This window comes from Streptosporangium sp. OZ121 (assembly GCF_051918885.1).
In the GTDB taxonomy this organism is placed as follows: domain Bacteria; phylum Actinomycetota; class Actinomycetes; order Streptosporangiales; family Streptosporangiaceae; genus Streptosporangium.
In genome coordinates, this window is sequence record NZ_JBPXMC010000022.1 from 93385 (window position 1) to 117785 (window position 24401).

Here is a 24401-nt window from a genome sequence, read left to right on the forward strand (position 1 = left end):
CGGAGACGCCTGGGGGTGACCGGCGTCAGCCCTCCAGGGCGTACTGCATCACGCGGAGCTTGGCCTGGGCCTCCGCGAGCTCGGAGGCGGGGTCGGAGTCGCCCATGATGCCGCAGCCGGCGAACAGGCGGGCTCTGGGGCCCTCGATCTGGGCGCAGCGCAGCGCGATGCCCCACTCCCCGTCACCACGCGCGTCGATCCAGCCGACCGGCCCGGCGTACCCGGCCCGGTCCATGCCCTCCAGCTCCCGGATGACGCCGAGTGCCGCCCCGGTGGGGGTGCCGCCGACGGCGGCGGTCGGGTGCATGGCCGCCACCACGTCCAGGACAGAGGCCCCGTCCGACAGGCGCCCGCTCACCGGGCTGGCCAGGTGCTGGACGTTGGAGAGCACCAGGAGCTCGGGCTCCTCGGGGATCTTCAGCTCGGCGCAGAGCGGGTCGAGCGCCTCGCGCACCGACGCGACCGCGCAGGCGTGCTCGTGGCGGTTCTTCTCCGAGGTGAACAGGGCCGTGCCGCGCGCCACGTCGTCGGCCTGGTCGGCGCCCCGCGCGATCGTGCCGGCCAGCACCAGGGACTCGATGGTCTCCCCGGTGCGCCGGACCAGCAGCTCGGGGGTGGCGCCGACCAGCCCGGCGCAGGAGAAGGTGTAGCACTCCGGGTAGCGCTCTGCCAGGCGGGCCAGCAGCAGCCGGACGTCGATCGGCCGCTCCGCGACGGCGGTCAGGTCGCGGGCCAGCACGGTCTTCTCCAGGTGGCCCGACCTGATCCGCCGGACGGCCCTGGCCACGGCGTGCTCCCACTCGGGCGCGGTCAGGCTGCCGTCGCCGTACCGGATCCTGCCCGGGGTGCGGAGCGGGGTGACCTCGTCGAGCCGCCGCTCGCCGACGGTGGTCAGCCAGGCGCGGCCGTCGCGGCGGGCGAGGATGGTCTGGGGGACGACGAGGACCGAGCCGCGGGCCTCCGGGTCGAAGGTGAACGAGCCGAAGGCGACGGGGCCCGAGCCGGGCGCCACCACGTCGTCGTCGACGTGCGCCTCGCCGAAGAGATCCGAGAGCCGGTCACGGGCCCAGTCGAAACGCCGGGGGCCGGGCGGCACGGCCAGGCGGATGGCCTCACCCCAGGCGACCAGGCCCTCCCCGTGCCTGACCCAGGCGTAGGGGGCGGTCTCCGGCAGTCGTGCGAACAGGTCACCGGGGTCGTCGACGGGGGTGGTCGTCACCACGAGAGGACGGGTTGATCCGAGCGCTACACTCACCCCCGCCACTCTATGCGGGAAACTGAACGTGTTCGACGGCGGTTCTCCCGTCAGCACACCCGCCACGCGGTGTCAAGAAAACCAAGGTACTCGGTCAACGGGCCGTACTGTCCTGGCCTGCGGTGATACATCCGAAGCAGACGCGATCTCTCAGCGGAGGTGTCATGCTTCGCACGACTGTGACAGCACTCACAGGGCTGGGCGCCCTCACGACCGCCTGGCTGGTCCCGGCCGGAACCGTCCAGGCGGCGCAACCCTGGCGGCCGGTGGTCATGGCCGCGCTCGGCGACTCCATCAGCGCCGGGTTCAACGCCTGCGGCTGGTACCTCACCTGTACCTCGCGCTCCTGGTCCACCGGTGACCACCAGAGCGTCCGGAGTCAGTACGTGAGGCTGCGCGCCCTGGACGCGGCCGTCGCCGGGCACAACGTGAACCTCGCCGTCCCCGGCTCCACCAGCGCCGACCTCGCCGGGCAGGTGGCCCGCGCGGTCGGCAGGCGTGCCGACTACGTGACGGTGCTGGTCGGCGCCCAGGACGCCTGCGTGTCCGAGGAGCGGCGGATGACCCCGGTGGCCGTCTACGAGCGGCGGGTGGCCGAGGCCCTGGCGCTGTTCCGGGCCGGGCGGCCCGGCGGCCGGGTGTTCGTGGCGAGCATCCCCGACATCAAGCGGCTGTGGCAGATCGGCAAGGGCAACCCGGTGGCGCGCGGGTTCTGGGCGGTGGGCCGGATCTGCCCCACCATGCTGGCGCGGCCCACCTCGACCTCGGCGGCCGACCGGGCGCGCCGCGACCGCGTGCGCGCCCGGGTGGCCGCCTACAACGTCGCGCTCGCCAGGGTCTGCGCGGCGTACGGCCCCGCCTGCCGGTTCGACGGCAACGAGGTGTTCAGGCAGCGGTTCACGGTCGGCCACCTCAGCAAGTGGGACTTCTTCCACCCCAACGCCGCGGGCCAGAAGCTGATCGCGGAGAAGACCTACGCGATGATGCGCGACTGGCTCACCGAGGACGCCACGGCACCCGTCCCCGCTCCCACCCCGGCCCCGGTGCCCGCCCTCTGACCCCGTCCCGTCCCGGCGCCGGCGGCTCAGAGCCAGCCGTTGTGCCGGGCGGCGCGGGCGGCCTCGATGCGGTTGCGGGTGCCGGTCTTGCCGATCGCGGCGGACAGGTAGTTGCGTACCGTGCTCTCCGACAGGTGCAGCCGCCGGGAGATGTCGGAGATCGTCGCGCCGTCGACCGCCGCGGCCAGCACGTCCCGCTCGCGATCGGTCAGCGGGCTGGCACCGGCGCTCAGCGCGGCGGCGGCCAGCGCGGGGTCGATCACCTTCTCGCCCGCCAGGGCCCGGCGGATCGCCGCGGCGAGCTCCTCCACGGGGCCGTCCTTGACCAGGAACCCCGCGGCGCCCGCCTCCATCGCCCGCCGCAGGTAGCCGGGCCTGCCGAACGTGGTCAGGATCAGCACCCGGCAACCCGGCAGCCGGTCCCGCAGCCCGGCCGCGGCGTCCAGGCCGCTGCTCCCCGGCATCTCGATGTCCAGCAGGGCGACGTCGGGACGCGCGGTGAGCGCGGCGGGCACGACCTCGTCGCCCCGGGTGACCGTGGCGACGACCTCGATGTCGTCCTCCAGGTCGAGGAGCAGGGCCAGCGCGCTGCGCATCATGCCCTGGTCCTCCGCCAGCAGCACCCTGATCAGGGGAGCGTCAGGAGCGCTCACGGGAGCGTCACCCTCAGCAGGAAACCGTCGCGGTCGCGGGTCTCCAGGGTCCCGCCGAGCGCGACGACCCGCTCGGTCAGGCCGCGCAGGCCGTTGCCGAAGGGGCTCCCGCCACGCCCCCGGCCGTCGTCGCGGATCTCCAGCATCGTTCCCTCCAGGGTGATCTCGCAGGTGCGGGCGGCGCTGTGGCGGACCACGTTGGTCACCCCCTCCCGCACGGCCCAGCCCAGCAGGGCGTCGGCCTCCGGTGCCGGCCGCTCCCCGGTGACGGTGACGGTGGCGGCGATGTCCGCGTCGGCCAGGACCGTACGCGCCGAGGCCAGCTCGGCGGCCAGCCCCCGGCCACGGTAACCGGTGACCGCGGCCCGCACCTCGGTCAGCGCCTTCCTGCCGACGGCCTCGATGTCGGCGGCCTGCCGCGCCGCCGCCTCGCCGTCGCGGGGGGCCAGCCGCCGTACGGCCTCAGCCTTGACCACCATCACCGACAGGGTGTGCCCGAGCAGGTCGTGCAGGTCGCGGGAGAACCGCAGCCGCTCCTCGGCCACCGCGGCGCGGGCCAGCTCCTCGCGGGTCTCCTGGAGCTCGGCGATCACGGAGAACAGTTTCAGGACGATGCTGACCACCAGGCCGCCGGTGGCCGTGCCCCAGGTGGCCAGGGAGATGCTCGCCCAGCTCGCCCCCGCGCGCCACATCACCACGACCAGCGCGAGCGTCAGGGTCGTGAGGAGGAGGTAGACGGACCTCCCGCGCAGCACGGCCCCGCAGGCGATGGTCATCAGCGGCGCGAGGTAGAACCAGTTGTGCGCGAACCCCGCCAGCAGCAGGAAGGCCACCACCAGCAGCCCGGCCAGCACCACGGCCGCCGCGCGCCGCCGGTCGCGGAAGGACAACCGGATGCACAGCACGTACAGGACGGCGAAGGCGGCGATCCCCAGCGCGGCGGGCGGCACCGGTCGCACCTGCCCCGCCACGAGGTCGCTGATCGGGGGGTAGACGAGCAGCAGCCACGGGTAGAAGGCGAGCTCGCCCGGCCCTCCCCGCCTGGCCCTCCCCGGCTCTCCCGGTTTCACCGTTTCAGGTCCTCCCCGGCCCGCCGCCTCCGGCGCCTCGGACTTCGCCGCCTCCGGCACCCCGGGTCTCCCCTGCCTCCCCTGCCGCGCCTCTCGCGGCCCTTCCGGCTTCCCGCTCACCCGGCCACTCCTATCACGCGGCTCACCCCACGCGCCCGGACCGGCGGTAGCCGTGTACCGCCAGGATCCCGAAGGCGACCAGCCAGCCGGTCAGCATCAGCGCCGTGCCAACCTCGGGTGCCTGCCCGAAGGCGACCTTCCGCGACAGGTCGGCGTAGCCGAAGCTCGGCGTCCACTCCGCGACGGCCCGCAACCAGGAGGGGAAGGCCTCGGCGGGCAGCCACAACCCTCCGATGACGGCCATCGACATGTTGGCCGCGATGTTGAGCACGGCGGCGGTCTGGCCGCTGAACAGGTAGCCGAAGGCCAGGCCGAGCAGGTTGAAGGGCAGCGAGCCGGCCCAGAGCAGGAGCACGATCGAGATCCACTGCCAGGTCTCCATCCGTACCCCGTTGAGCAGCGCCGCCGACAGGGACACCCCGATGATCACGGGCAGTACCACGAGCATGCCGGTGGCCGCCTTGCCCGCGACCACCCGTGCCGGGGCCAGCGGAGTGATCCGCAGCTGCCGCAGCCAGCCCGCCGACCTGTCCTCGGCGATGCCGCCGCCGTTGTTGAAGGCCGAGCCGATCGCGCCGAAGGCGGCCATGTTGACCATCAGGTAGAGGGCGGCCAGGACGCGGTCGTCGCCCGTCACGCCGAGGTTGGTGAAGAGGAGGTACATCGTCACGGGCATCGCGAAACCCATGATCACGTATCCCGGGTCGCGGAGGGTCCTGGTGAACTCCAGGCGGATGTAGCCGAGCATCACGCCTCCACCTCCGTCAGCGCCGTCGCCCCGGGGGCCGGCTCTGCCGGCTCTGTCAGCTCTGTCAGCGCGATGAAGGCGTCCTCGAGCGCGGCGGGGACGACTTCGAGGTCTCGTACGGCTCCCGCCGCCGCCAGCGCCACGACGGTGGCGTCGGCGTCGCGGGTACGCAGGTGGGCCCGCCCACCCCGGATCTCGGCCGAGACGACCCCGGGCAGGCGTTCCAGCGAGGCGGCCTCCCCGGTGGCGGTGACGCTGACCGTGGACAGCGCGACCAGGCGCTTGATCTCCCTGCTGGTACCGTCGGCCGCGATCCGGCCCCGGTCGATCACCACCACCCGGTCGGCGTACTCGTCGGCCTCCTCCAGGTAGTGGGTGGAGAACACGATCGTCTTGCCGCGCGCGGCGAACGCGCGCATGCTCTCCCAGAACTCCCGCCTGGCCCGCACGTCCAGCGCCGCGGTCGGCTCGTCCAGCAACATCAGGTCGGGGTCCCCGGCCAGCGCCAGCGCGAAGCGGACCCGTTGCGCCTGGCCGCCCGACAGCCGTTCCATCCTGCGGCCGGCCAGCCCTTCCAGCCCGGCGGTCGCCAGCACCTTCTCCAGCGGGAGTGGCGACCGGTAGGTCCCGGAGACGAAACCGACCAGCTCGCGGACCGTGGTCCGGGGAACGAGGCCGCCCTCCTGGGGCATCGCCGCCAGCCGCCCGCTCCGGACCGCGTTCTCGGGGGAGCCACCGAAGACGCGCACCGTCCCGGAGCCGGGGGCCAGCAGCCCGAGCAGCAGCCCGATCGTGGTCGATTTTCCCGCGCCGTTGGGGCCGAGCAGGGCGACGGTCTGCCCGGCGGGAATGTCGAGGCTGAGGCCGTCCACGGCGCGCACCGCCCCGAAACATTTGGTCACGTCCCTGAGGGACACCGCGTCGTTCGCGTCGTTCGTCATGGTGAAGACGCTACGGAGAGCACACGAACGACGACAGATCCATTGATCCGGAGCCGTCCGTGACAAATGTCCTGCGATCCCCGCGCCGCCCGATCCTCCGGCCCTCCCGGAGTCCGGAGGTGCCTCGCGGTGCCCCGCGGTGTACGGCGGTGTATCGCGGTGCCCCGCCCTCCTCTTCTCCCAGCCCGCCGGCTTCTCTCAGCCCCCCAGCGCGGCCAGCGCGGCGGCGGTCTCCTCCGGCCTGGAGACCATCGGCCAGTGCCCGGTCGGCACCGCGACGAAGCTCCACTCGGGCCCGGCGAGCGCGGAGAAGAAGGGGTGACCGGAGGCGATCATGGCGTGTACCTGCTCCAGCGGGAACGAGCAGGTGACGAGCGTCTTGGGCAGCGCGTCCGTGTCGCCCTTGAGCACCAGGGGCCGGGTCATCGTCCCGTACGGCTGCGGGGTCGCGCGGGAGGCGAGCCACTCCCGCTCGGCCTCGCCCAGTCCCTCCAGGCCGGCCCCGGCCTCCTCCTGCTCCTCCCAGGAGGGGAACGGGTAGCGCACCCCGTCGCCCCGCTCGGCGACCCGCCTCTCGATGAACGCCCGCCACTCGGGCTCGTGGAGGTCCAGGTGGGTCATTCCGTCGGCCGTCGGCCCGCTCTCGACGTAGACGATCCGGGCGACGCGCTCGGGGATCCGGTCGGCCGCGCCGGTGACCGGGGCGCCGGCCCCGCTGTGGGCGACGAGGATCACCTCGGTCAGGTCCGCGAAGACGATGGTGTTGACGATGTCCTGGATGTGGGTCTCCAGGTCGACCTCGGGGCCCGCCAGGTGAACCCTGTCGCCGAGGCCGGTGAGCGTGACCGGGTGGACGTCGTGCCCGGCCTCGCGCAGCGGCCCGGTGACCTTCTCCCAGGCCCACGCGCCGAGCCAGAAACCGGGGACCAGGACGTACGTGCTCATGATGTCTCTCCTCTGTTCGCCTGGTCTCACCCTAGAATCGAATCAGGACAGTATCGGTCCTGATTTTGAGGGGAATCCAGATGACCGCCGCCCGGGTGCTCGCGCTGCTGGAGTTGCTGCAGGCCGTCCCCGGCCTGACCGGCCCCGACCTCGCCGCCAGGCTGGAGGTGGACGAGCGCACGGTCCGCCGCTACGCGGTGAGGCTGTCGGAGCTCGGGGTGCCGGTCCAGGCCGAGCGGGGCCGCCACGGCGGTTACCGGCTGCTGCCCGGCTACAAGCTCCCGCCGCTCATGCTCACCGATGACGAGGCCACCGCCGTGGTGCTGGGGCTGCTGGCCGGGCGGCGGACCGGGCTGGCGGTGGGGGAGGCCGCGACCGAGAGCGCGCTGGCCAAGATCCAGCGGGTGCTCCCGCGCCCGCTGCGCGAGCGCGTCGACGCGGTGTCGGAGACGCTGGGCCACACCCGGAGCGCGCCGCCGAGGACGAGCACCCCGAAGGCGGGACCGCTGCTCGCCCTCGCCGGCGCCGCCCGGCGCCGGGTCACCGTCCGGCTGGCCTACCGCTCCTGGCGCGGCGACGCCTCCGAGCGCGATCTCGACCCGTACGGCATCGTCTTCCACTCCGGCCGCTGGTACGTCGCCGGGCTCGACCACGGCAGCGGGGAGATCAGGACGTTCCGGGTGGACCGGGTGGCGGGCGCCGTGCACACCGAACGGGGCTTCCAGGTGCCCGACGGCTTCGACCCGGTGGCCCACGTGGTCGGGTCACTGTCGGCGGTGCCCTACCGGTACGAGGTCAGGGTGCTGCTGGAGACCACCTTGGAGGAGGCCGCCGCGCGGATCCCCGCCGCCACGGCGACGCTGGCGGAGACCTCCGGCGGGGTGCTGCTGGACACCAGGGCCGAGCGGCTGGACGGGATGGCGCAGATGCTCGCCGGGCTCGGCTGGCCGTTCGTCGTGATCACTCCCGCCGAGTTGCGCGACGAGGTCAGGGCACTGGCCGCCCGCCTCGTCGCCTCCGCCGACGGCACCCCGCCCTGACCCCATCCTGAGCCCGGCCCTCGCCGGTCATCTTGGTTGTTTCGGCTGCAAGGTCGTAGCGTGCGCCTGGCCGCCGGCAGCCACGCGCGGGCTTCGCGCGGGTTCCGTGCCTCCTGGTCACGGCGAGTCGTGAAACAGCCGAATGTGGGCCGCGTGCCCGCCGATCCCGCCGATCGAACGGTGAAGAACCGCGCCTATCCTGTCCACATGCCGATCACGGACGAGGAACTGGCCGTCGCGGCAGCGCGATCGGGAGCCGCTGTCGTAAGAGCCATGTACGGTGCGTCGCTGGAGCGTTTCGAGAAAACCGCGACCGACTTCGCCACATCCGCTGACATCGACGCGGAGACCGCCGTTCTTGACGTCATCCGCGCCGCCCGGCCGGACGACGCCGTGACGGGCGAGGAGAGCGGACGCGCCGGCTCGGCCGGAGCGGAACGCATGTGGCTGGTCGACCCCTTGTGCGGCACGCTGAACTACGCCGCGCGCACCACGCTGGTCGCGGTGAACGTCGCCCTGCGCGTCGGCCGGGACCTCACGGTGGCCGCCTCGGCCGACCCGTTCGCCGACGAGGTGTTCTGGACGGACGGCGATCGCGCCCACGTCCGCCGCGGCGGCGTGGACGAGGAACTCGTGCCGTCGTCCGAGTCGCGGCTGGTGGACCTCAACCTCGACCCGCCGTTCCCGAACGAGCCGGGCTTCCGGGCGGTCCGGCTGCTCGCCGACCCCGGGTTCGCCGAGCGCTTCCACCCGCGCGTCCTGTCCACCACTCTGGCGCTGGCCTGGGTCGCCGCCGGCCGGCGAGCCGCGTACGTCACCGACGGCCATCCGCGGGACAACGTGCACTTCGCCGCCGGGATCGCGTTGTGCCAGGCCGCCGGGTGCGTGGTGACGGGCATCCACGGCCGGCCGCTGTACACCGGCGCGGGCGGGCTCGTCGCGGCGGCCGACCACGAGACGCACGCCGCACTGCTTGAAATGATCGGCGATCAGTCCCCCGCGGCTTTGTGACCACCGGTGGACCTTCTGCGTCACACGGTGATGCTCTAACGAGCGGTCGAGAGCGCGTCGAGTCGTTCCAGTGTCGCTGTCATGCTGACGATCCACACCCTGCCGTCGTCCATGTTCTTTCGAGTCTTTTCGGGGACACGGGAGCAGTCGTAGGTGTGCGTCACGGTTGTGGCGTTGGCTCCGTCTGGAGTCAGGGTGAACCCCCATCGATGGCCCCAGCGTGCGGACGAGCTTTCAGGAAGGGAGTCGGGGTGGCCGAGCCCCGCTTCCGGTTCCCAGGCCAGGCGTCGGTTCGTCTCGTACTCAACTATGTGGTTGATCATCTCGTAGTCACCGAGCTCCCGATAGTGCATCTTCACCGTGAACACGTCTCCGACACCGGAGACGACCTGAGGGGAAACAGCGCCGCGCAACATGCCGGAGCCATCGAGTTCGATGTGTTTGGCCGGGTCCGTCAGGATGTCGAAGATCCGGGACGCAGGCGCTGGGATTCGCCGTGACACCGAAACCGGTTCGATTTCACTCTCTGTCATCGCAATGTCCTCTGCATCATGTTTGACTTATATAAGTTTATGCTGAAATATTTATCGAGCACACGTTCTAGGCTTTCGGCGAATCTGGCGCCGGAGCCGCCGGCGAGCAGGCCGCCCCCGTGGCCGGGGGCATCCTCGTCTCTCACACCCCTGCCAGGAGTTCACCCGATGTCGCAGAAGATCACTACTTTCCTGATGTTCCAGGGCACCGCCGAGGAGGCATTGACGTTCTACACGTCGCTGTTCGACGACGCCGAGATCCTCGCCATCGCCCGCTACGGCCCCGAGGGGCCAGGCGTGGAGGGCAGCGTGCAGCACGCCACGTTCACGCTGGCGGGCCGGGAGTACATGGCCATCGACAGCAACGTGCAGCACGCCTTCGGCTTCACCCCGTCGATCTCGCTGTACGTGCAGTGCGAGTCGGAGGCGGAGATCGAGCGCCTGTACGCGGCGCTGTCGGAGAACGGCCAGCCGCTGATGCCGCTCGGCTCCTACGGCTTCAGCAAGCGCTTCGGCTGGACCAACGACCGCTTCGGCGTCTCCTGGCAGCTGAACCTCGCCTGATCCCCGCCCCCGCCCCCATCGTGACGGATCCCCGCCCCCGCAGCGGGATCCGTCACATGCGAGCACGTGGCCGTGCGTTCTCATGCGTTCTCGTACGTGCTCACGGCGTCGTCGCTCAGTTCTCCTTCGGTACCTCGTTCTCCCGCAGGACCTCGCGCAGCCGGGGTGCGAACCCGTCGGGGTCGTCGGCGAAGGCGATGTGGCCGCCGGGAAAGTACGTCGGCTTCGTACCGAGCGCCGCGGCGAGCGCGGTCGACGCGTGGTCGCAGAGCTGGCCTGCCGACTCCTCCCCGATACCGACCACGACGGAGCCCGGCCCGGCACGCAGGGCGGCGATGTCGGGCTCCCAGCGGGTGGTCGCGCGCATCTCGTGCAGGAACCAGAAGCGCTCGTCCGCGGCCTCCTGCGGATCGGGCTCGGCCGGCGCCTCCGCGGGACCGCCCGCCGGCTCCTGGGACTCGGGCATCGGGATGTTGGCGTTGATCATGAACTTGGCCCAGGCGCCCGCGACGTCGCCGGAGACGTAGGTGGCGACGATGTCCTCGACCGCGGCGTCGCGCTTCTCAGGGTCGTCGAGCAAACGGTTCAGCGGGGGCTCGTGCGCGATCACGATGCGCACCTGCTCGGGGTGGGCGACGGCGAGCGCGAGCGCGGTGACGGCGCCGCCGCTGGAACCGAAGACCGCGGCCGGACCGGCGTCGAGGTGGGTCAGGAGCCGGGAGAGGTCGTCGGCGCGCATCTGCGGGGTCGAGTCCTGGCCGGGTTCGTCGAGGGTACTGCGGTTGACGCCCCGGGGGTCGGTGGTGAGCACGGTGTGGTCGTCGGCGAGCAGGCCGGCCAGCGGCGCGAAGTGCGCGGCGTGCATCGGGGCGCCGACGAGCACCACGAGGGGCCCCTGACCCCGTACCTCGTAGTAGAGCGTGGCGTCGGGGACCTTGAGGTAATCGGCGGTGACGATCGTCGCGGGGTTCATGGCAATCTCCTGGAGCGGTCTGGGACAGCGCTGTGGTGCTCAGAGGGGAAGACTTCCGGCGTGAGGCAGAATCGTCGTTCGTGAGGAAGATTTCTTCGTGGTCAGTGGGCGAGGCGGCGGAAGACGCCGGGGACGCCGGCCCGGTCCGGGCGCGTGACGGTGAGGACGCCCTGACCCGGGCGCGTGGCGCGGGCCCGCGCCCGGAGCGTGGCGCGGAGACGGACGCGGACACGGAGACGGACGCGGACATGGACCCGGTGCGGGCGCGTGACGGTGAGGACGACCTGACCCGGGCGCGTGACGGGGACGACGCCGCGTTCACCCGCCTCGTGGAGCCGTTGCGCCGCGAGCTGCACGCCCACTGCTACCGCATGCTCGGCTCCGCCCACGACGCCGACGACGCCCTGCAGGACGCCCTGCTGCGGGCCTGGCGGGGACTCGCGCGCTTCGAGGGCCGCGGCTCGTTGCGCTCGTGGCTCTACACCGTGGCCACCCGCGCCTGCCTGGACATCGTCGCCACCCGGGGCAGGCGGGCACTGCCGATCGACCTCGGCCCCTCCAGCGAGCGCGCCGTGCTCGGCGACACCCCGCTGACCGACGTCGCCTGGCTGGGCCCCTACCCCGACGCGGGCCTCACCGACGATCCGGCCGGTCCTGGCGCACGCTACGAGCAGCGCGAGGCCGTCGAGCTCGCCTTCGTCGCGGCCCTGCAGCACCTGCCGGGCAACCAGCGGGCGGCGCTGCTGCTGTTCGAGGTCCTCGGCTTCTCCGCCGCCGAGATCGCCACCATGATGGACACCACCACCACGTCGGTGAACAGCGCCCTGGCGCGGGCGCGCAAGGTCGTCGCGGACAAGGTCTTCCCCCGCACCCAGCAGCCGACGCTGCGGAAGATCGGTGACGCCCGGGTACGGGAGATCGTCGCCGGTTACTCCTCCGCGCTGGAACGCGGGGACGCCGACGCCCTGGTCGCGCTGCTGACCGAGGACGTCACCTGGTCGATGCCGCCGATGGCGCACTGGTACCGCGGCCTGGAGGCCGTCACCGACTTCGCCGTGCGGGTCCCGCTGACCAGCTGCGGAAGCTGGCGGCATCTCCCGGCCGGCGCGAACGGCCAGCCCGGAGTGGGCTGTTACCGCTGGGACGAGGACGCCGCCGCCCACCTCGCCTGGTCGGTCAACGTGTTCACCCTGCGCGGCGAGCGGATCGCCGGGATCACCTCGTTCATCGGCTCCGACCATTTCGTCCGCTTCGGGCTGCCCGCCTCGCTGCCCTGAGCCCGGCGCGCGCGCCACGGTCCGGGTGCGGCGGCGCGGGTGGTTCAGCTGAACCGCTGATCGAGGTGAAACGTCACCTCGGCGCCGGCCTGGTCCTTGCCGATGAGCTTGCACAGTGCCGCCCTGATGGGAAGCCAGTGCGGACCGTTGCCCGACGGCATGAGGGTGGCGGTGAACGGGTGGCCGTCGATCGTCCCGCCGACCTTCACGGCCCGCCTCGTCCCGAGGAGTTCGGCGGAGCTCGGCACGGTCACGAAGGTGGCGAAGGCTCCGTCCTTCTCGATCGGCGCGGTGAAGGTGTGGTCGAGCGGCTGCGCGGGCTTCTGCGCGGGCATCTTCGTCTCCTCGGGTGGTGATGGCCTGTCGAAGAGGGGACTCCCGTGATGGCAGGGAATCGTCGCTCGTGGGTGAGAATTCTCCGGAGTCCTCACCTCATCGGCGACAGGAGTGACGTGATGGATCGACACCGTCGGCGGACCCTCCGCAGGAGAGGGGGGTGGCTGCTCGCCCTGCTCGGCGCGCTGATCGTCGCCGCACTGGCAGGGGTCGCGGTCGCCTTCCCGTCGGTCGCCGCCACGACCTGTCCCGGCTGTTACGGAATGGAGCGGATCAGGCCGGGCCTGTACGTCGAGCCGGACCTGCCCGCGGCGCGGCAACGGCAGGTGGCGGAGGTGGTCGACGCGGCCGCCCGGCGGGTGGAGGACTTCTACGGCGGGCGCGAGAGCTCTCCCGCCGTGCTGGCCTGCGTGACCAGCGCGTGCTACCGGAGAATCGGCGGGGGAGGGGAACGGGGGATCGCGGTGCTGAGCCGCACGGTGATGCTGTCGCCGCGCGGCATCGACCCGGTGATCGCCTCGCACGAGATGTCGCACGTCGAGCTGCACGCCAGGCTCGGATCGCGGCGGGTCCCGCAGTGGTTCGACGAGGGACTCGCCGTCCTGGTGTCCGGCGATCCGCGCTACCTGGCCCCCGAGACGGCCCGCGACCGGTGCCTGGTGGACTCGAAGGAGGCGCTGCCCGCGACGCTTGAGGACTGGCTGCGTGTCGCCGGTGCCGACCAACGGCTCTACGCCAAGGCCGCGTGCCGGGTGAGCCGCTGGGCCGAGGCGAACGGCGGGCGGCAGGCCGTGCTCGAACTGATCGGGCACGTGGCGGGCGGCGGCGAGTTCCCGGCGGCCGGATCGGCCGGCGCCCCCTCCTGACCGCGCGAAAGGGCGCGAACGGGCGTGAACGGGCGCGGCGGCGCCGGGGCGGCGCCTTCCCTCGGTCCATGAACCGCGACCGTGATCGCCGCGGCGCCGGACGGTCCCTTCCCCCGGCCCGTGAACCGCGGAAGGGGCGCGGCGGCGCCGGACGACGCCCCCGCCGGCCCCGACCGGCGACCGGAGGCCGCGTGCCGGGCCGTCCGCCACGCTACTCGCTACGTCGCGCCCGATGCGCCGCTCTCCGATCTCTCCCCGCTCTCCGGTCGTTCCCCGGCCTCGGCGACGCGTTCCTCGCTCCACAGCCGCCGCATCTCCGGGCAGCTCTCCAGCAGCTCGCCGAGCGGGCCCTGGCCGGCGACCCGGCCACGGTCGAGGACGACGACCTGGTCGGCCCGCTCCAGCGCCGCCTGCCGGTGGGAGACCACCAGCAGCGTTCCCGGGCCGCGCCCGTCGCGGGCGGCATCGGCGATCCGGTCCCAGAGCAGCCTCTCGGTCTCCACGTCCAGGGCCGACGACAGGTCGTCGACGACGAGCAGGTCCGGCGCCCGGACCAGCGCCCGTGCCGCGGTCGCCCGCTGCGCCTGGCCACCGGACAGCCGTACGCCACGGGGACCGACGACCGTGTCCATGCCCTCGGGCATCCCGGCCAGGTCCTCCTCGAACGCCGCGAGCTCCAGCGCCAGGCCGAGCCGGTCGTCGTCCACGGACCTGCCCAGGAGCAGGTTCTCCCGCAGCGACTCGGAGAACAACCGGGGGACCTGGCCGGCGTACGCCGCGCGGCCGGGGACCAGGAACGTCCCCGGGTCGTCGACGGGCCGGCCGTTCCAGGTGATCGTCCCGGCGTCCAGCGGTACCAGGCCGAGCAGGGCGCGTACCAGGGTCGTCTTGCCCGAGCCGACGGCGCCGGTGATCACCGTGAACGACCCCCGCGCCACCCGCAGGTCGACCGCCCGCACGCCGCGGCCGCTCCCTTCGTGGCGCACGGTCAGCCCGCGCGCCTCGACGACCCGGAGCGGGTCGCCGTGATCCGGCGGCGACGGGGCGGGAGGCGGCTCCCGGTGGAACCAGACGTCGCCGCCGCGCGACAGGTCGCCGGCGTCCTCGTGCGGCGCCATCAGCCGGGTGAGCCGTCCGGTGGCGACCGCCCCCTGGGGCAGGCGGTGGAGGATCGCGCCGACGGTGCGCGGCAGCGCCGTCAGCCAGCCGACGTAGGTGGTGAACAGCGCGAGGTCGCCCACCGTGAAGTCGCCGCGGCGCATCGCCGGCGCGCACAGGAGCAGTACGAGACCGGTGCTGATCTCGACGGCCGCGCCCGTCGCGGCGGCGGGCATGTCGGTCGCCAGCCGGTCCCTGACGGCGGCGTCGCGCCGCCCGCGGTTGTGCTCGCGCAGCCGCTCCAGCACCGCGTCCTCGGCCCCGGCGGTCTTGATCGCCAGCACGCCGGCGAAGGTCTCGCCGATGTGGGCCGTGACGGCCGCGCCGAGCACCCTGGCACGGTGGTGCAGCCGCCGGATCACCTCGTTCAGCAGCCGGCTCAGCGCGCCGACCGCGATCATCGGCACCACCAGCACCAGGGTGATGACGGGATCGACGGAGGCCATGATGACCAGGGCGGCGCCGCCGAAGAGAGCCGAACCGGCCAGCGGGACGCTCTCGTCGGTGAGGTTGACCAGGTCGCTCACGTCGTCGCGGAAGCGGGCGACCGCCTCGCCCGGCGAGTGCGGCAGCCGGGTCGCCGCGGGCCCGCGCGCGGTGAGGATCGAGCGCAACGCGTTGGCCCTCAGCAGGGTCGCGGCGGCGGTCCACCAGTAGACCCCGTAGGACCACGCGACGACGAGCGCCAGGCCGCGGACCACCTCCACGCCCACGAACGCCGCGCACAGCCACAGCGACTGCTCCAGGCTCGCGGCGCGCTGCCCGCCGATCTGGTCGAAGAGCCGCTGCAGCACCAGCCCGCCGGCGAGCGGGATGACGCTGACCGGCATCCACAGCAGGGCGCCGATCAGGTAGCGGCGCAGGTCGAAGCGGGCGAGGCGGCTGGCCACCAGCGTCACGGGCCTCACCGGAGCACCTCCGGGGCGTCCAGTGTCACGGGCTTGATCGGACCCCCGGAGGCGTCCGGCGTCACGGGCCTCATCGGCCCACCCCCGCGACGTCCAGCATCCGGGCGAACCGGCTTCGCGGGTCCGCGACGAGGTTTTCGCGGTGGCCGTACTCGACGACCCTGCCCCGGTCGATGACGGCGATCTTGTCCACCCGGGACAGGGAGGAGAGCCGGTGCGCGATGAGCACGCCGGTCCGGCCGGCGAGCAGCCGGTCGACGCTCTCCTCGACGCGCCGCTCGGTGGCCGGATCGAGCCGGCTGGAGGCCTCGTCGAGCACGACGAGCCCGGGGTCGGTCAGGAACGCCCGCGCCAGCGCGAGCAGCTGTGCCTCCCCGGCCGAGACGCCGCTTCCCCGGCCGCTTCGCGAACCGCCGCCCAGCTCGGTGTCGAGCCCGTCGGGCAGGGTGGCCAGCCAGTCGCCGAGGCCGACACCGGCCAGGACGGCGCGCAGCCGGTCGTCGCCGGCGAGTGGCCTGAAGAGGGTGAGGTTGTCCCTGACGCTGGCGGCGAAGAGCTGCACGTCCTGGGTGACCACGCACATCCGTGCGCGTATCGACGCGGGATCGACGTCCCGCAGGTCCAGCCCGCCGACCCGGACGGCGCCCTCGGTCGGGTCGTACAGGCGCAGCACCAGCCGGGCGACGGTCGTCTTGCCGCTGCCCGTACGGCCCACCAGGCCGAGCGTCTCGCCCGGCGCCAGCGTGATCGTGACGTCGGACAGGACCGGCTCGTCGTCGTCGGCGTACGCGAAACCCACGTTTTCGAGGCGCAGGGCGAGCGGCCCGGACGCGGGCAGCGGCAGCGGGTCGGCGGGCGCGGGGAGCGTGCGCCGCTCGGCCAGCAGGTCGCCGATGCGCGCGATGCCGGCCAGCGCCGCCTGGTACCGCCTCAGCTGGTCGATCAGCCGCTCGAACGGCACGCGCACCATCTGCGTGTACTGGAAGAGCAGCACGGCGGTGCCGACCGTGAGCGTCCCGGACTCCCGGGTCCACACGGCGAGGCCGAGCACGATCGCCGTACCGGCCGCGAACGCCACCGCCGTGCCCGCGAGGATGCCGGTCCCGATCCGCGCGTCCCGGAACTCCGCGCGGTACAGGGTCGCGGAGGCCCGGTGGAACCGGTTCACGACGTGCTCCCCGGCGCCGTTGGCCCGGATGTCCTCCACACCGGCCAGCCGTTCCTCGAGACCGCCGAAGAGGGCCGCGCTCTCCGCCCGCGAGCGGGTGGCCGACGGTACGGCCAGCCGCTGCGCGCGGGCCATGCCGAACCCGATCAGCGCGCAGTACGCCAGCAGCACGCCGCCGAGACGCGCGTCGACGGTGAACACGACGACGAGCACCCCGGCCAGGAGCAGGAGGCCGGTTACGACGTCCAGCAGGAAGGCGACGACGAACTCGGCCACGGCGACCACGTCGCCGTCCACCCGCTCGATCATCTCGCCGGGTGTGCGCCGGCCGTGGCAGGCCATGTCGAGGCCGAGCGCGTGCTCGGCGAGCCTCTCTCGCAGCCGGTTCGTGCCGTCCCAGGCGAGACGGCTCGCCAGCCAGGCGGTGGCCAGGCGGGCGGCCTGCCCGGTGACGGCGAGTGCGAGGTAGCCGAGGGCGATCAGCGTGAGGTGACGGGTGCTCGCGCCGCCGATCGCGTCGTCGACGAAGCGACGGGTGAGCTGGGGCGCCGCCAGCGGCAGCGCCGTCGCGGCGGCGACGGCGGCGGCGAGGGTCACGGCGGAGCGGCGTCCAGGGCGAAGGTGGCGCAGGACGGCGCGCCGGGCGGAGCCGCCGGGACCGGGAGCGGAGTGCCGGGTGAAGGTGTCGTGGGTGACGGTGCCGGGAGCGGTCATCGGCCGGACCCGCCCCCTGACGCGCGGCGGGTCTCACCGCCGATCGCGTCGGCGGCCCCGGCGGCGTGGAGCGGCCGCTCGGTCAGGCCTGTCTCAGCGGCGTCTCCACGCGCCGGAGCCCCTGGGGTGAGCGTTCTCACTGAGCGTCATGTCCTCTGGATAGGTGGGAGTTCCCTTCTGGATGAACATGAACGCTTCGCGCATTTCCTTCTCCTTGATCGATCGGCCGTCACCGGCAGTCCAGCAGAGGGCCACCCGGGAGGGCAACCGATTTGCCGGCCGGCGGAGGCCGGGGAGGACGCGGCCGGCGGTCCCTACCGTTCCCGGTAGAGCACGAGGTGTTCGTGGTAGAGCACACCGTCGCGGACGTCGCCGGTGGCCGTGAAGCCGGTGTCGTCGACGTAGTCGATGTGATCGCCGGTGACGGTGTAGCGGCCGGTGTAGGCGCGTTCGCGACCGTCGCGCTCCTCCTCGTACCGGCCGTCGGGCAGGAGTTCCTGCCGGATGCGGCCGTCGGCGGTCACCCACATGCCCACGTGGGGATGAACACCGGCGCCGCGGGCCGGTGCCCTGCCGGGCTCGGGGCTGGGACACGCGGCGGTCAGCATGGTGAGCAGGCCGAGCGCGAACAGCACGTTCGGTTTCATGGGAGTCGCCTTCCTCGTCGGGGTCGCGGGATGTTCGCCGCTGACAGGTCCGAGTCTGTCCAGATCGCCCGGAGGGAAGAAGGCCGCCGGTTTCCTGGGAGTGTCACACCCAGGAAGACGCGCGTCCCGGCAGGAGCTCGTGGCGGCCGGTACCGGCGTCCACCCGCCCGAGACCGCGGGCGCGGACCTCGTCAGAGTCCCTCTCGGCCGCCGGGGTCCCACGGCCGGCGTCCGGCGAGGCCGGTTGCGGCCAGGGTGCCCAGCAGGGCCAGCGCCTCAGCCGACGGGGAGCCCGGCTCGGCCTGGTAGGTGACCAGGCACTGGCCGGGCGCGCCGGCGATGAGGAGGGCCTCCCTGGCCAGCCGGAGCTCGCCGACCTCCGGGTGGAAGAGGCGGGCGCCGCGGCGCGGGACCGGGCCGGACGCCCGCCCGGCCCACAGGCGCCGGAACGGCGGGCTCTGGACGGACAGCTCGCCCACCAGCTCCGTCAGGCGCTGCTCGCCGGGTGCCGTGAGCACGGTCTCGCGCAGCTCGGCCACGGCGGCGCGGGCGGCGGCGTCCCAGTCGCGGAAGAACTCCCGCCCCGCCGGATCGAGGAAGATCATGCGCAGCAGGTTGTCGCCGTGGGCGAACCGGTCGTGCAGCGCGCCGGCGAGCGGGTTTCGCGCCAGTACGTCCTGCGACCGTCCCAGCACGTACGCGGGGACGTCCGTCCAGCCGCGCATGAGCCGGAGCACCTCCGGGGCCACGCGCTCTCTGCGCGCCGGGCGCCGGCGGCAGGCGGACGGGTGGGCCAGCCGGTGCAGCTCGGCCACGGCCGGCTCGTCCAGCCGCAGCGCACGGGCCAGGCTCTCCAGGGTCTGCCGGGTGGGATGGAGCTCACGTCCCTGCTCCAGGCGGGTGTAGTGGCCGAGGCTCAGGCCCGCGAGCCGGGCGACCTCCTCCCGGCGCAGCCCGGGTACCCGGCGGCGGCCCTGTGCCCGCAGCCCCGCCTGCTCGGGGTGCGTCGACGCGCGGTGGCCACGCAGGAACTCCCCCAAGGTCGTGTCGCCACCGTTCATGGAATCGAGGCTAGACGAGAGGGACGGCCAAGGGATCGCCACAGCCAGGGCGTACTTTTCCTAGGAAAGTCCCCCTGGCGCGGTCATGTCATGGAAAACCCGAAATTCATCATCTAATCTGACAAAATGCCCCAAAGTACACCCTTGGGGGAGTTTCTGCGCGCCCGCCGTGAAGCTCTCACACCACAGGACGTCGGCCTGCCGGAGTACGGGCGCCGCCGGGTGAAGGGGCTGCGCCGCGAGGAGGTGGCGATGCTGGCGGGCATGAGCAGCGACTACTACGTACGGCTCGAACAGGGCCGGGAGTCGAGCCCGTCGCCGCAGGTGGTCGAGGCGGTGGCACGCGCCCTCAGCCTGGACGAGGAGGCCGCCGAGCACCTGCGCCGCCTGGTCCAGCCGGCCGCCCGGCGTCGAGACGCCGCCGATGACCGTGTCAGCCCGCGGCTGCTGCGGCTGATGGACGACTGGCCCGCCTCGCCGGCGTTCGTGCTGGGCCCCGCCCTGGACATCCTGGCCGCCAACACGCTCGCCACCGCCCTTCACGAGGGGTTCACCGCCGGCAATCTGGCCCGCATGGTGTTCACCGACCCCGCGGGGCGGGAGTTCTACCGGGACTGGGAGCGGGCCGCGCACTCCTGCGTGGCCGAACTGCGGGCCGCCTACGGCCACGACCCGGAGTCCGCGCGCATCAACCGGCTCGTCGAGGAGCTCAGCTCGGCCAGTCCCGCGTTCGCCGGCCTGTGGGCCCGCCACGAGGTGAGGGAGAAGACGCAGGATGTCAAGCACCTGCGACATCCGCGCGTGGGCGACCTGGACATCCAGTTCTTCGCCTTCACCGTCAACGGCGCCCCCCACCAGCAGCTCGTCGTCTATCAGGCGGAACCCGCCTCGGCGACCGCGGCCGCCTTCGAGCGGCTGCGCTCGCCGGCCGTGCGGGAAACGGAAAGACCGCTGCGGACCCGCCAGGCGACCTGACCGCCCGCGCGGACCGCCCCGAGGGGGCTTCGAGGGGGCTTCGAGGGGGCTTCGAGGGGCAAGGCGGCACGCCCGGCGCTCCCTTCCCAGGTTTCCTGGGTGGGGAACTCCCAGGAAGGCCCTGGCCTTCCTCCCCGTGTGCGACCTGCGCAGACTCGAATCCGTCAGTGGCGGGAAACGGATCCGCCAGGACTCACGAAGGAGAAGGACACGACATCATGGCCATCTGGTTCATCACCGGTGCCTCCCGCGGTCTCGGCGCCGAGATCGCCCGGGCCGCGCTCAGGGGCGGGGACGACGTGGTCGTCGCCGTGCGCGACCCCGACGGGCTTCCCGAGGACCTCAAGACCTCCGGCCGGGTCCTCGCCGTCACGCTGGACGTCACCGACGGCGTCGCCGTCCCCGCCGCGGTCCAGGCCGCGACGGACCGCTTCGGCGGTATCGACGTGCTGGTCAACAACGCCGGCCGCGGCCTGCTGGGCGCCCTGGAGGAGATCGGCGACGACGAGGCGCGCTCCCTGTTCGACCTCAACGTGTTCGGCCTGATCAACATGACCCGGGCCGTGCTGCCCGGCATGCGCCGCCAGGGCTCAGGCAAGATCGTCAACATCGGTTCGCGGGCCGGTTTCGAAGGCGAGCCGGGAGTCGGCCTGTACAGCGCCTCCAAGTTCGCCGTCGCCGGTGTCAGCGAGGCTCTCGCCGCGGAGATGGCGCCTTTCGGAATCCAGTGCATGGTCGTCGAGCCCGGCGTGTTGCGCACCGACTTCCTGGACGCGAGCTCGCTGTCGCTGGCGAGGGAGCGGATCGCCGACTACGACGGCACCCCCGCGCACGCCACCCTGGACTGGGCCCACGACACCAACCACGCGCAACTCGGCGACCCGGCCAAGGCCGCGGCCCTGATCCACGAGGTCGTCGGCCAGGACACCCTGCCCCGGCACCTGTACCTCGGGCCCGACACCATCGAACGGATCCAGGCCAAGCTCGAACAGATCTACGACGACCTGAACACCTGGTGGGAGAAGTCGGCGGCCATCGCACGCGACGACGCCGCGTGGCCCGCGGGCGGCCGGCCCTCGACGCCGGCGTACGGCCGATGATCACATCGGTCCTGCCCGTCTAGCGGGGCGGCAGGCGCGGCACCACGAGCCGGGGCCTGGCCGCCGCGTTGGGCGTGTGGGGCGGCTGGAGGACCAGGCGTTCCTTGGCCGCCTCGATCGCCCGGTCCAGCTGGGTGTCCACCCCCGCCGCGTAGTCCTGCGGGGTGATGTCGACCTCGATGTCGGGGTCGGTGCCGTAGTTCTCCACCCGCCAGCCCACGTCGTCGAAGGCGAAGGAGAACTCCGGCTGGGTGGTGACCGTGCCGTCGGCCAGGTGGTGCCGGGGCCAGATGCCGATCACCCCGCCCCAGGTGCGCTTGCCGATCAGGGGACCCAGGCCCAGCAGCTTGAACGTGTGGCTGAAGATGTCGCCGTCGGAGCCGGCCCACTCGTTGGTGACGGCCACCATCGGGCCGCGCGGCGACTCGTCGGGGTAGGGCTCGGGCACGCCCCAGCGGGGGAAGTCGTAGCCCAGGCGGCGCCGGGCCAGCTTCTCCAGCAGCAGCGCCGACACGTGGCCGCCGCCGTTGAAGCGGACGTCCACCACCAGGGCCTCGCGGTCGTACTCGGCGAGGAAGCCCCGGTGGAACTCGGCGTAGCCCTCGGGGCCCATGTCCGGGATGTGCAGGTAGCCGATCCGGCCGCCGCCGAGCTCGTGGCAGCGGGCCCGGTTGGCCTCCACCCAGTCGCGGTAGCGGCCCGGCTGCTCGTCGCCGATGGCCCGCACGGTGACGGTCCGCCGCTCGTCCCCGCGCAGGACCGTCAGCTGGACCTCCTGGTCGGCCTGGTTGACCAGCAACTCGTCCGGGCTCGCGTCCGCGCCGACGGGCTGGCCGTTCACGGCGAGCACCGCGTCACCCGGCCGTACGTCCACCCCGAGGCGGTTGAGCGGCGAGGTCGCCTCCGGGTCCCAGCGGTCGCCGCCGACGATCCTCGCGATCCGGTAGACGCCGTCCGCGAAGGCCCAGTCGACGCCCAGCTTGCCCTGCCGGTAGTGCGGCCGGGACCGGTAGGCGCCGCCGCTCTCGTAGGCGTGGGAGGTGCCCAGCTCGCCGAGCAGCTCCCACAGCAGGTCGGAGAACTCGCCCCGGGTGGTGACCCGGTCGACCAGCGGCAGGTAGCGCCGGTAGACGTCGTCCCAGTCGAGCCCGGCCATGTCCTCGGTCCAGAAGTTCTCCCGCTGCAGCCGCCAGGCCTCCCTGAACATCTGCCGCCACTCCGCCTCGGGCCGGATGGAGACCTTCACCCTGGACAGGTCCACCCACCCGCTCGTACGGCCGGGAGCGTCGTCGTCCTCGGGCTCCTCGCCCGCCTTGACCATCCGCAGCCGCTTGCCCGACTGGTAGAGCAGCGTGCTCCCGTCACGGCCGAGCGCGAACTCCGACACGTCCCCGACCAGGGTCTCCTGCTTCTGCTTGGCGAAGTCGTAGACGTGCAGGGTGCCGTCGGAGGAGTCGGCGTAGTCGTCGCCCAGGCTGCCCTCGACGGGGAAGGTCAGGTAGACGGCCTTGCCCTTGATCCCGGCGATGGCGTCGTAGCGTCCCTCGGGGACGGGGAAGACGACGACCCGGTTCTCGATGCCGTCCAGGTCGACGACCACCTCGGGCGGCCCGTCGCCCTCGTTCTCGCCGTCGTCGCCGTCACCGTCGTCGTCATCGTCGTCCCCGAGCGGCCGGGGCTCGGGGACGAAGGGCGAGGTGACGTCGGCGCGGAGCGCGATCGCGTAGGGGCGGGAGCCCAGGGGGAAGCCCAGGTCGAAGTGGAGCTCGTCGTAGACCGGGTTGAAGACGCGCCGGCCGATGAAGTACAGGTAGTCGCCGCCCGGGTCGAAGGCCGGGCGGGCGTCCCACAGCACCGGCCGGGTGGCGGGGAACGTCTCGCCCGTCTCGACCCGGCACAGCTTCACCGCCGTCGTCTGCGCGGTGTCGCGGCAGGCGTACGCCAGCCAGCGGCCGTCGGGGGACCAGGCCAGGTCCTCGATCGCGCCGAACCTGCTGGAGTCGATCACCCGGCCCCGTGCCCGGTCCTCCTCGCCCGTACGGCCGGAGATCCCGCCGGCCGCGGGGCCGGGCGCGGGGCCGGGCGCGAGGTCGACCAGGATCAGCTCGTTGCGGTGGTTGGCCACCGCGACCAGGTCGGCCACGGGGGAGACCTCCAGCTCGACGGCGCGGCCGGTGTCGAGGTGGTCGAGCCTGGCGGGCTCGGTGGTGCCGTCGGCGGTGAGCACCGTCAGCACCTCGCGGTCGCCCTCGTCGCTGGCCGCCGCCACCAGCCGCTCGCCGTCGTTGAGCCAGCTCAGCAGCCGGTACCGCACCCCGTACAGCGCCCCGTGCTGGCGCACCGGGCCCTCCCAGGCGGCGAAGGAGAACGCCTTGCCGTGGGTGGTGACGGCCAGGCCGACGCCGTCGGGGCTGAGGGTCGCGCTGTCCAGGAAGTCCTCGGCCGAGGCGAAACGGCGGTTGCGCTGGGTGCGCGAGCTGCGCAGCCGCACCTCGATCGGGCGCGACTCCCCGTCCTCCACCAGGTACAGCTCGGCCCCGGCGTGGTAGACGAGCCTGCGGCCGTCGCCCGACAGGTTGCGGGCGTAGTAGTCGGCGTGGTCGGAGTGCCTGCGCAGGCCGCCGCCGTCCGCGTCGCAGGAGTAGACGTTGCCGACCCCCTCGTGGTCGGAGATGAAGTAGACCCGGTCCCCGGTCCAGCAGGGCGAGGCGAGGTTGCCGGGCAGCGCGGTGAGCCGCCGGAACCGCCCGTCCTCGCCGGTCTCGATCCACAGGTCGCCCATGGTGCCGCCCCGGTAGCGCTTCCAGCGGGCCGGGTCGGCGGTGTTGCGGCCGAGCACGATCCGCGGGCCGTACGAGATGGTGTTGGCCGGGCCGTACGGCAGGCGCTCGGGCACCCCGCCCGGCTCCACCCGGTGCAGCCAGGTGCGCCCGTCGAAGGGCTGGCCCTGGTCGCTGGCGTAGACGACGCCGCCGCGGGGGTCCCAGCCGGCGACGCTGGAACGCGCCCCGTGGTAGGTCACCCGCTGTGCCGCGCCGCCGTCGGCGGGCATCACGTAGACCTCCTCCGGCCCCTCCTCGCGGCCGACGAAGGCGAGCAGGTCACCGTCGGGGGAGAAACGCGGATATCCGGCCTCGGCCACCCCTGCGGTCAGCCGGAAGGCCCGCCCGCCGCCGGCGGTGACCATCCACAGGTCGTCCTCGGAGGCGAAGACGACCATCTCGCCGAAGATGGTGGGAAATCGAAGGTAGGCGGGCATCGTGTCACTCCATGATCGGGT

Annotated in this window: 22 protein-coding genes; 8 read left to right on the top strand and 14 right to left on the bottom strand. The window is 72.9% G+C overall.

Features of this window, described 5'->3' with window-relative positions:
• Positions 1 to 25: 25 nt before the first annotated feature.
• Complete coding sequence (locus ACTOQ1_RS30885; protein ID WP_440071481.1) at positions 26 to 1255, bottom strand: isochorismate synthase; 1230 nt, start codon at positions 1253 to 1255, stop codon at positions 26 to 28.
• Between the two features lie 179 nt (positions 1256 to 1434).
• On the opposite strand from ACTOQ1_RS30885, the gene ACTOQ1_RS30890 reads away from it, so the two are divergent.
• Positions 1435 to 2313, top strand: coding sequence for an SGNH/GDSL hydrolase family protein (locus tag ACTOQ1_RS30890; protein ID WP_440071482.1), 879 nt, complete (start codon positions 1435 to 1437; stop codon positions 2311 to 2313).
• A gap of 26 nt (positions 2314 to 2339) precedes the next feature.
• On the opposite strand, the gene ACTOQ1_RS30895 is transcribed toward ACTOQ1_RS30890, so the two are convergent.
• The 5 genes from ACTOQ1_RS30895 to ACTOQ1_RS30915 all read right to left on the bottom strand — a co-directional run bounded on the left by ACTOQ1_RS30895 (position 2340) and on the right by ACTOQ1_RS30915 (position 6790).
• On the bottom strand, positions 2340 to 2945 hold the full coding sequence (locus tag ACTOQ1_RS30895; RefSeq protein WP_440071538.1) for a response regulator: 606 nt from the start codon (positions 2943 to 2945) through the stop codon (positions 2340 to 2342).
• A 17-nt stretch (positions 2946 to 2962) separates the two neighbouring features.
• The gene (locus ACTOQ1_RS30900) at positions 2963 to 4036 is read right to left on the bottom strand and encodes a sensor histidine kinase (protein ID WP_440071483.1); all 1074 of its coding nucleotides are present in this window, start codon (positions 4034 to 4036) and stop codon (positions 2963 to 2965) included.
• A 142-nt stretch (positions 4037 to 4178) separates the two neighbouring features.
• The gene (locus tag ACTOQ1_RS30905) at positions 4179 to 4904 is read right to left on the bottom strand and encodes an ABC transporter permease (RefSeq protein ID WP_440071484.1); all 726 of its coding nucleotides are present in this window, start codon (positions 4902 to 4904) and stop codon (positions 4179 to 4181) included.
• Positions 4904 to 5845, bottom strand: coding sequence for an ABC transporter ATP-binding protein (locus ACTOQ1_RS30910; RefSeq protein WP_440071485.1), 942 nt, complete (start codon positions 5843 to 5845; stop codon positions 4904 to 4906). The genes ACTOQ1_RS30905 and ACTOQ1_RS30910 overlap by 1 nt, the downstream gene beginning before the upstream one ends.
• Before the next feature lie 198 nt (positions 5846 to 6043).
• The gene (locus ACTOQ1_RS30915; RefSeq protein WP_440071486.1) at positions 6044 to 6790 is read right to left on the bottom strand and encodes an alpha/beta fold hydrolase; all 747 of its coding nucleotides are present in this window, start codon (positions 6788 to 6790) and stop codon (positions 6044 to 6046) included.
• Between the two features lie 80 nt (positions 6791 to 6870).
• On the opposite strand from ACTOQ1_RS30915, the gene ACTOQ1_RS30920 reads away from it, so the two are divergent.
• Positions 6871 to 7830 carry a helix-turn-helix transcriptional regulator gene (locus ACTOQ1_RS30920; RefSeq protein ID WP_440071487.1) on the top strand — a complete coding sequence of 320 codons (960 nt, stop codon included), beginning with the start codon at positions 6871 to 6873 and terminating at the stop codon, positions 7828 to 7830.
• Positions 7831 to 8037: 207 nt separating this feature from the next.
• Positions 8038 to 8841 carry an inositol monophosphatase family protein gene (locus ACTOQ1_RS30925; protein ID WP_440071488.1) on the top strand — a complete coding sequence of 268 codons (804 nt, stop codon included), beginning with the start codon at positions 8038 to 8040 and terminating at the stop codon, positions 8839 to 8841.
• A gap of 35 nt (positions 8842 to 8876) precedes the next feature.
• Here the strand turns inward: ACTOQ1_RS30925 and ACTOQ1_RS30930 are convergent, their stop codons facing one another.
• Positions 8877 to 9374 (bottom strand): hypothetical protein, encoded by a 498-nt coding sequence (locus ACTOQ1_RS30930; protein ID WP_440071489.1) that lies wholly within the window; start codon positions 9372 to 9374, stop codon positions 8877 to 8879.
• A gap of 168 nt (positions 9375 to 9542) precedes the next feature.
• On the opposite strand from ACTOQ1_RS30930, the gene ACTOQ1_RS30935 reads away from it, so the two are divergent.
• Positions 9543 to 9938, top strand: coding sequence for a VOC family protein (locus ACTOQ1_RS30935; protein WP_440071490.1), 396 nt, complete (start codon positions 9543 to 9545; stop codon positions 9936 to 9938).
• Between the two features lie 115 nt (positions 9939 to 10053).
• Here ACTOQ1_RS30935 and ACTOQ1_RS30940 read toward each other — a convergent pair whose 3' ends face one another.
• On the bottom strand, positions 10054 to 10911 hold the full coding sequence (locus tag ACTOQ1_RS30940; protein ID WP_440071491.1) for an alpha/beta fold hydrolase: 858 nt from the start codon (positions 10909 to 10911) through the stop codon (positions 10054 to 10056).
• An 80-nt stretch (positions 10912 to 10991) separates the two neighbouring features.
• Here ACTOQ1_RS30940 and ACTOQ1_RS30945 point away from each other — a divergent pair, with 80 nt between their 5' ends.
• Positions 10992 to 12188, top strand: coding sequence for a sigma-70 family RNA polymerase sigma factor (locus ACTOQ1_RS30945; protein ID WP_440071492.1), 1197 nt, complete (start codon positions 10992 to 10994; stop codon positions 12186 to 12188).
• 44 nt (positions 12189 to 12232) lie between these two features.
• On the opposite strand, the gene ACTOQ1_RS30950 is transcribed toward ACTOQ1_RS30945, so the two are convergent.
• Positions 12233 to 12523 (bottom strand): DUF1905 domain-containing protein, encoded by a 291-nt coding sequence (locus tag ACTOQ1_RS30950; protein WP_440071493.1) that lies wholly within the window; start codon positions 12521 to 12523, stop codon positions 12233 to 12235.
• A 120-nt stretch (positions 12524 to 12643) separates the two neighbouring features.
• Here ACTOQ1_RS30950 and ACTOQ1_RS30955 point away from each other — a divergent pair, with 120 nt between their 5' ends.
• Complete coding sequence (locus ACTOQ1_RS30955; protein WP_440071494.1) at positions 12644 to 13390, top strand: hypothetical protein; 747 nt, start codon at positions 12644 to 12646, stop codon at positions 13388 to 13390.
• 218 nt (positions 13391 to 13608) lie between these two features.
• Here the strand turns inward: ACTOQ1_RS30955 and ACTOQ1_RS30960 are convergent, their stop codons facing one another.
• The 4 genes from ACTOQ1_RS30960 to ACTOQ1_RS30975 all read right to left on the bottom strand — a co-directional run bounded on the left by ACTOQ1_RS30960 (position 13609) and on the right by ACTOQ1_RS30975 (position 19046).
• A complete protein-coding gene (locus ACTOQ1_RS30960; protein ID WP_440071495.1) occupies positions 13609 to 15456 on the bottom strand; it encodes an ABC transporter ATP-binding protein in 1848 nt (615 codons plus the stop codon).
• Positions 15457 to 15526: 70 nt separating this feature from the next.
• Entirely contained in the window at positions 15527 to 17338 is a 1812-nt protein-coding gene (locus ACTOQ1_RS30965; RefSeq protein ID WP_440071496.1) for an ABC transporter ATP-binding protein, read from the bottom strand.
• Between the two features lie 314 nt (positions 17339 to 17652).
• Complete coding sequence (locus ACTOQ1_RS30970) at positions 17653 to 17985, bottom strand: Atu4866 domain-containing protein (protein WP_440071497.1); 333 nt, start codon at positions 17983 to 17985, stop codon at positions 17653 to 17655.
• A gap of 191 nt (positions 17986 to 18176) precedes the next feature.
• On the bottom strand, positions 18177 to 19046 hold the full coding sequence (locus ACTOQ1_RS30975) for a helix-turn-helix domain-containing protein (protein WP_440071498.1): 870 nt from the start codon (positions 19044 to 19046) through the stop codon (positions 18177 to 18179).
• 144 nt (positions 19047 to 19190) lie between these two features.
• Here ACTOQ1_RS30975 and ACTOQ1_RS30980 point away from each other — a divergent pair, with 144 nt between their 5' ends.
• Together ACTOQ1_RS30980 and ACTOQ1_RS30985 are read left to right on the top strand one after the other, a co-directional pair.
• Positions 19191 to 20021 (top strand): helix-turn-helix transcriptional regulator, encoded by an 831-nt coding sequence (locus tag ACTOQ1_RS30980; RefSeq protein ID WP_440071499.1) that lies wholly within the window; start codon positions 19191 to 19193, stop codon positions 20019 to 20021.
• Between the two features lie 218 nt (positions 20022 to 20239).
• Entirely contained in the window at positions 20240 to 21121 is an 882-nt protein-coding gene (locus ACTOQ1_RS30985; RefSeq protein WP_440071500.1) for an SDR family NAD(P)-dependent oxidoreductase, read from the top strand.
• Between the two features lie 19 nt (positions 21122 to 21140).
• Here the strand turns inward: ACTOQ1_RS30985 and ACTOQ1_RS30990 are convergent, their stop codons facing one another.
• A complete protein-coding gene (locus tag ACTOQ1_RS30990) occupies positions 21141 to 24380 on the bottom strand; it encodes a S41 family peptidase (RefSeq protein WP_440071501.1) in 3240 nt (1079 codons plus the stop codon).
• Positions 24381 to 24401 lie beyond the last annotated feature (21 nt).

Bases quoted from the DNA above. Each gene is read 5' to 3' on its own strand.
- ACTOQ1_RS30905 (WP_440071484.1), bottom strand. From the start codon at position 4,904: ATGCTCGGCTACATCCGCCTGGAGTTCACCAGGACCCTCCGCGACCCG.
- ACTOQ1_RS30910 (WP_440071485.1), bottom strand. From the start codon at position 5,845: ATGACGAACGACGCGAACGACGCGGTGTCCCTCAGGGACGTGACCAAA.
- ACTOQ1_RS30915 (WP_440071486.1), bottom strand. From the start codon at position 6,790: ATGAGCACGTACGTCCTGGTCCCCGGTTTCTGGCTCGGCGCGTGGGCC.
- ACTOQ1_RS30920 (WP_440071487.1), top strand. From the start codon at position 6,871: ATGACCGCCGCCCGGGTGCTCGCGCTGCTGGAGTTGCTGCAGGCCGTC.
- ACTOQ1_RS30925 (WP_440071488.1), top strand. From the start codon at position 8,038: ATGCCGATCACGGACGAGGAACTGGCCGTCGCGGCAGCGCGATCGGGA.
- ACTOQ1_RS30930 (WP_440071489.1), bottom strand. From the start codon at position 9,374: ATGACAGAGAGTGAAATCGAACCGGTTTCGGTGTCACGGCGAATCCCA.
- ACTOQ1_RS30935 (WP_440071490.1), top strand. From the start codon at position 9,543: ATGTCGCAGAAGATCACTACTTTCCTGATGTTCCAGGGCACCGCCGAG.
- ACTOQ1_RS30940 (WP_440071491.1), bottom strand. From the start codon at position 10,911: ATGAACCCCGCGACGATCGTCACCGCCGATTACCTCAAGGTCCCCGAC.
- ACTOQ1_RS30950 (WP_440071493.1), bottom strand. From the start codon at position 12,523: ATGCCCGCGCAGAAGCCCGCGCAGCCGCTCGACCACACCTTCACCGCG.
- ACTOQ1_RS30955 (WP_440071494.1), top strand. From the start codon at position 12,644: ATGGATCGACACCGTCGGCGGACCCTCCGCAGGAGAGGGGGGTGGCTG.
- ACTOQ1_RS30965 (WP_440071496.1), bottom strand. From the start codon at position 17,338: ATGACCGCTCCCGGCACCGTCACCCACGACACCTTCACCCGGCACTCC.
- ACTOQ1_RS30970 (WP_440071497.1), bottom strand. From the start codon at position 17,985: ATGAAACCGAACGTGCTGTTCGCGCTCGGCCTGCTCACCATGCTGACC.
- ACTOQ1_RS30975 (WP_440071498.1), bottom strand. From the start codon at position 19,046: ATGAACGGTGGCGACACGACCTTGGGGGAGTTCCTGCGTGGCCACCGC.
- ACTOQ1_RS30985 (WP_440071500.1), top strand. From the start codon at position 20,240: ATGGCCATCTGGTTCATCACCGGTGCCTCCCGCGGTCTCGGCGCCGAG.
- ACTOQ1_RS30990 (WP_440071501.1), bottom strand. From the start codon at position 24,380: ATGCCCGCCTACCTTCGATTTCCCACCATCTTCGGCGAGATGGTCGTC.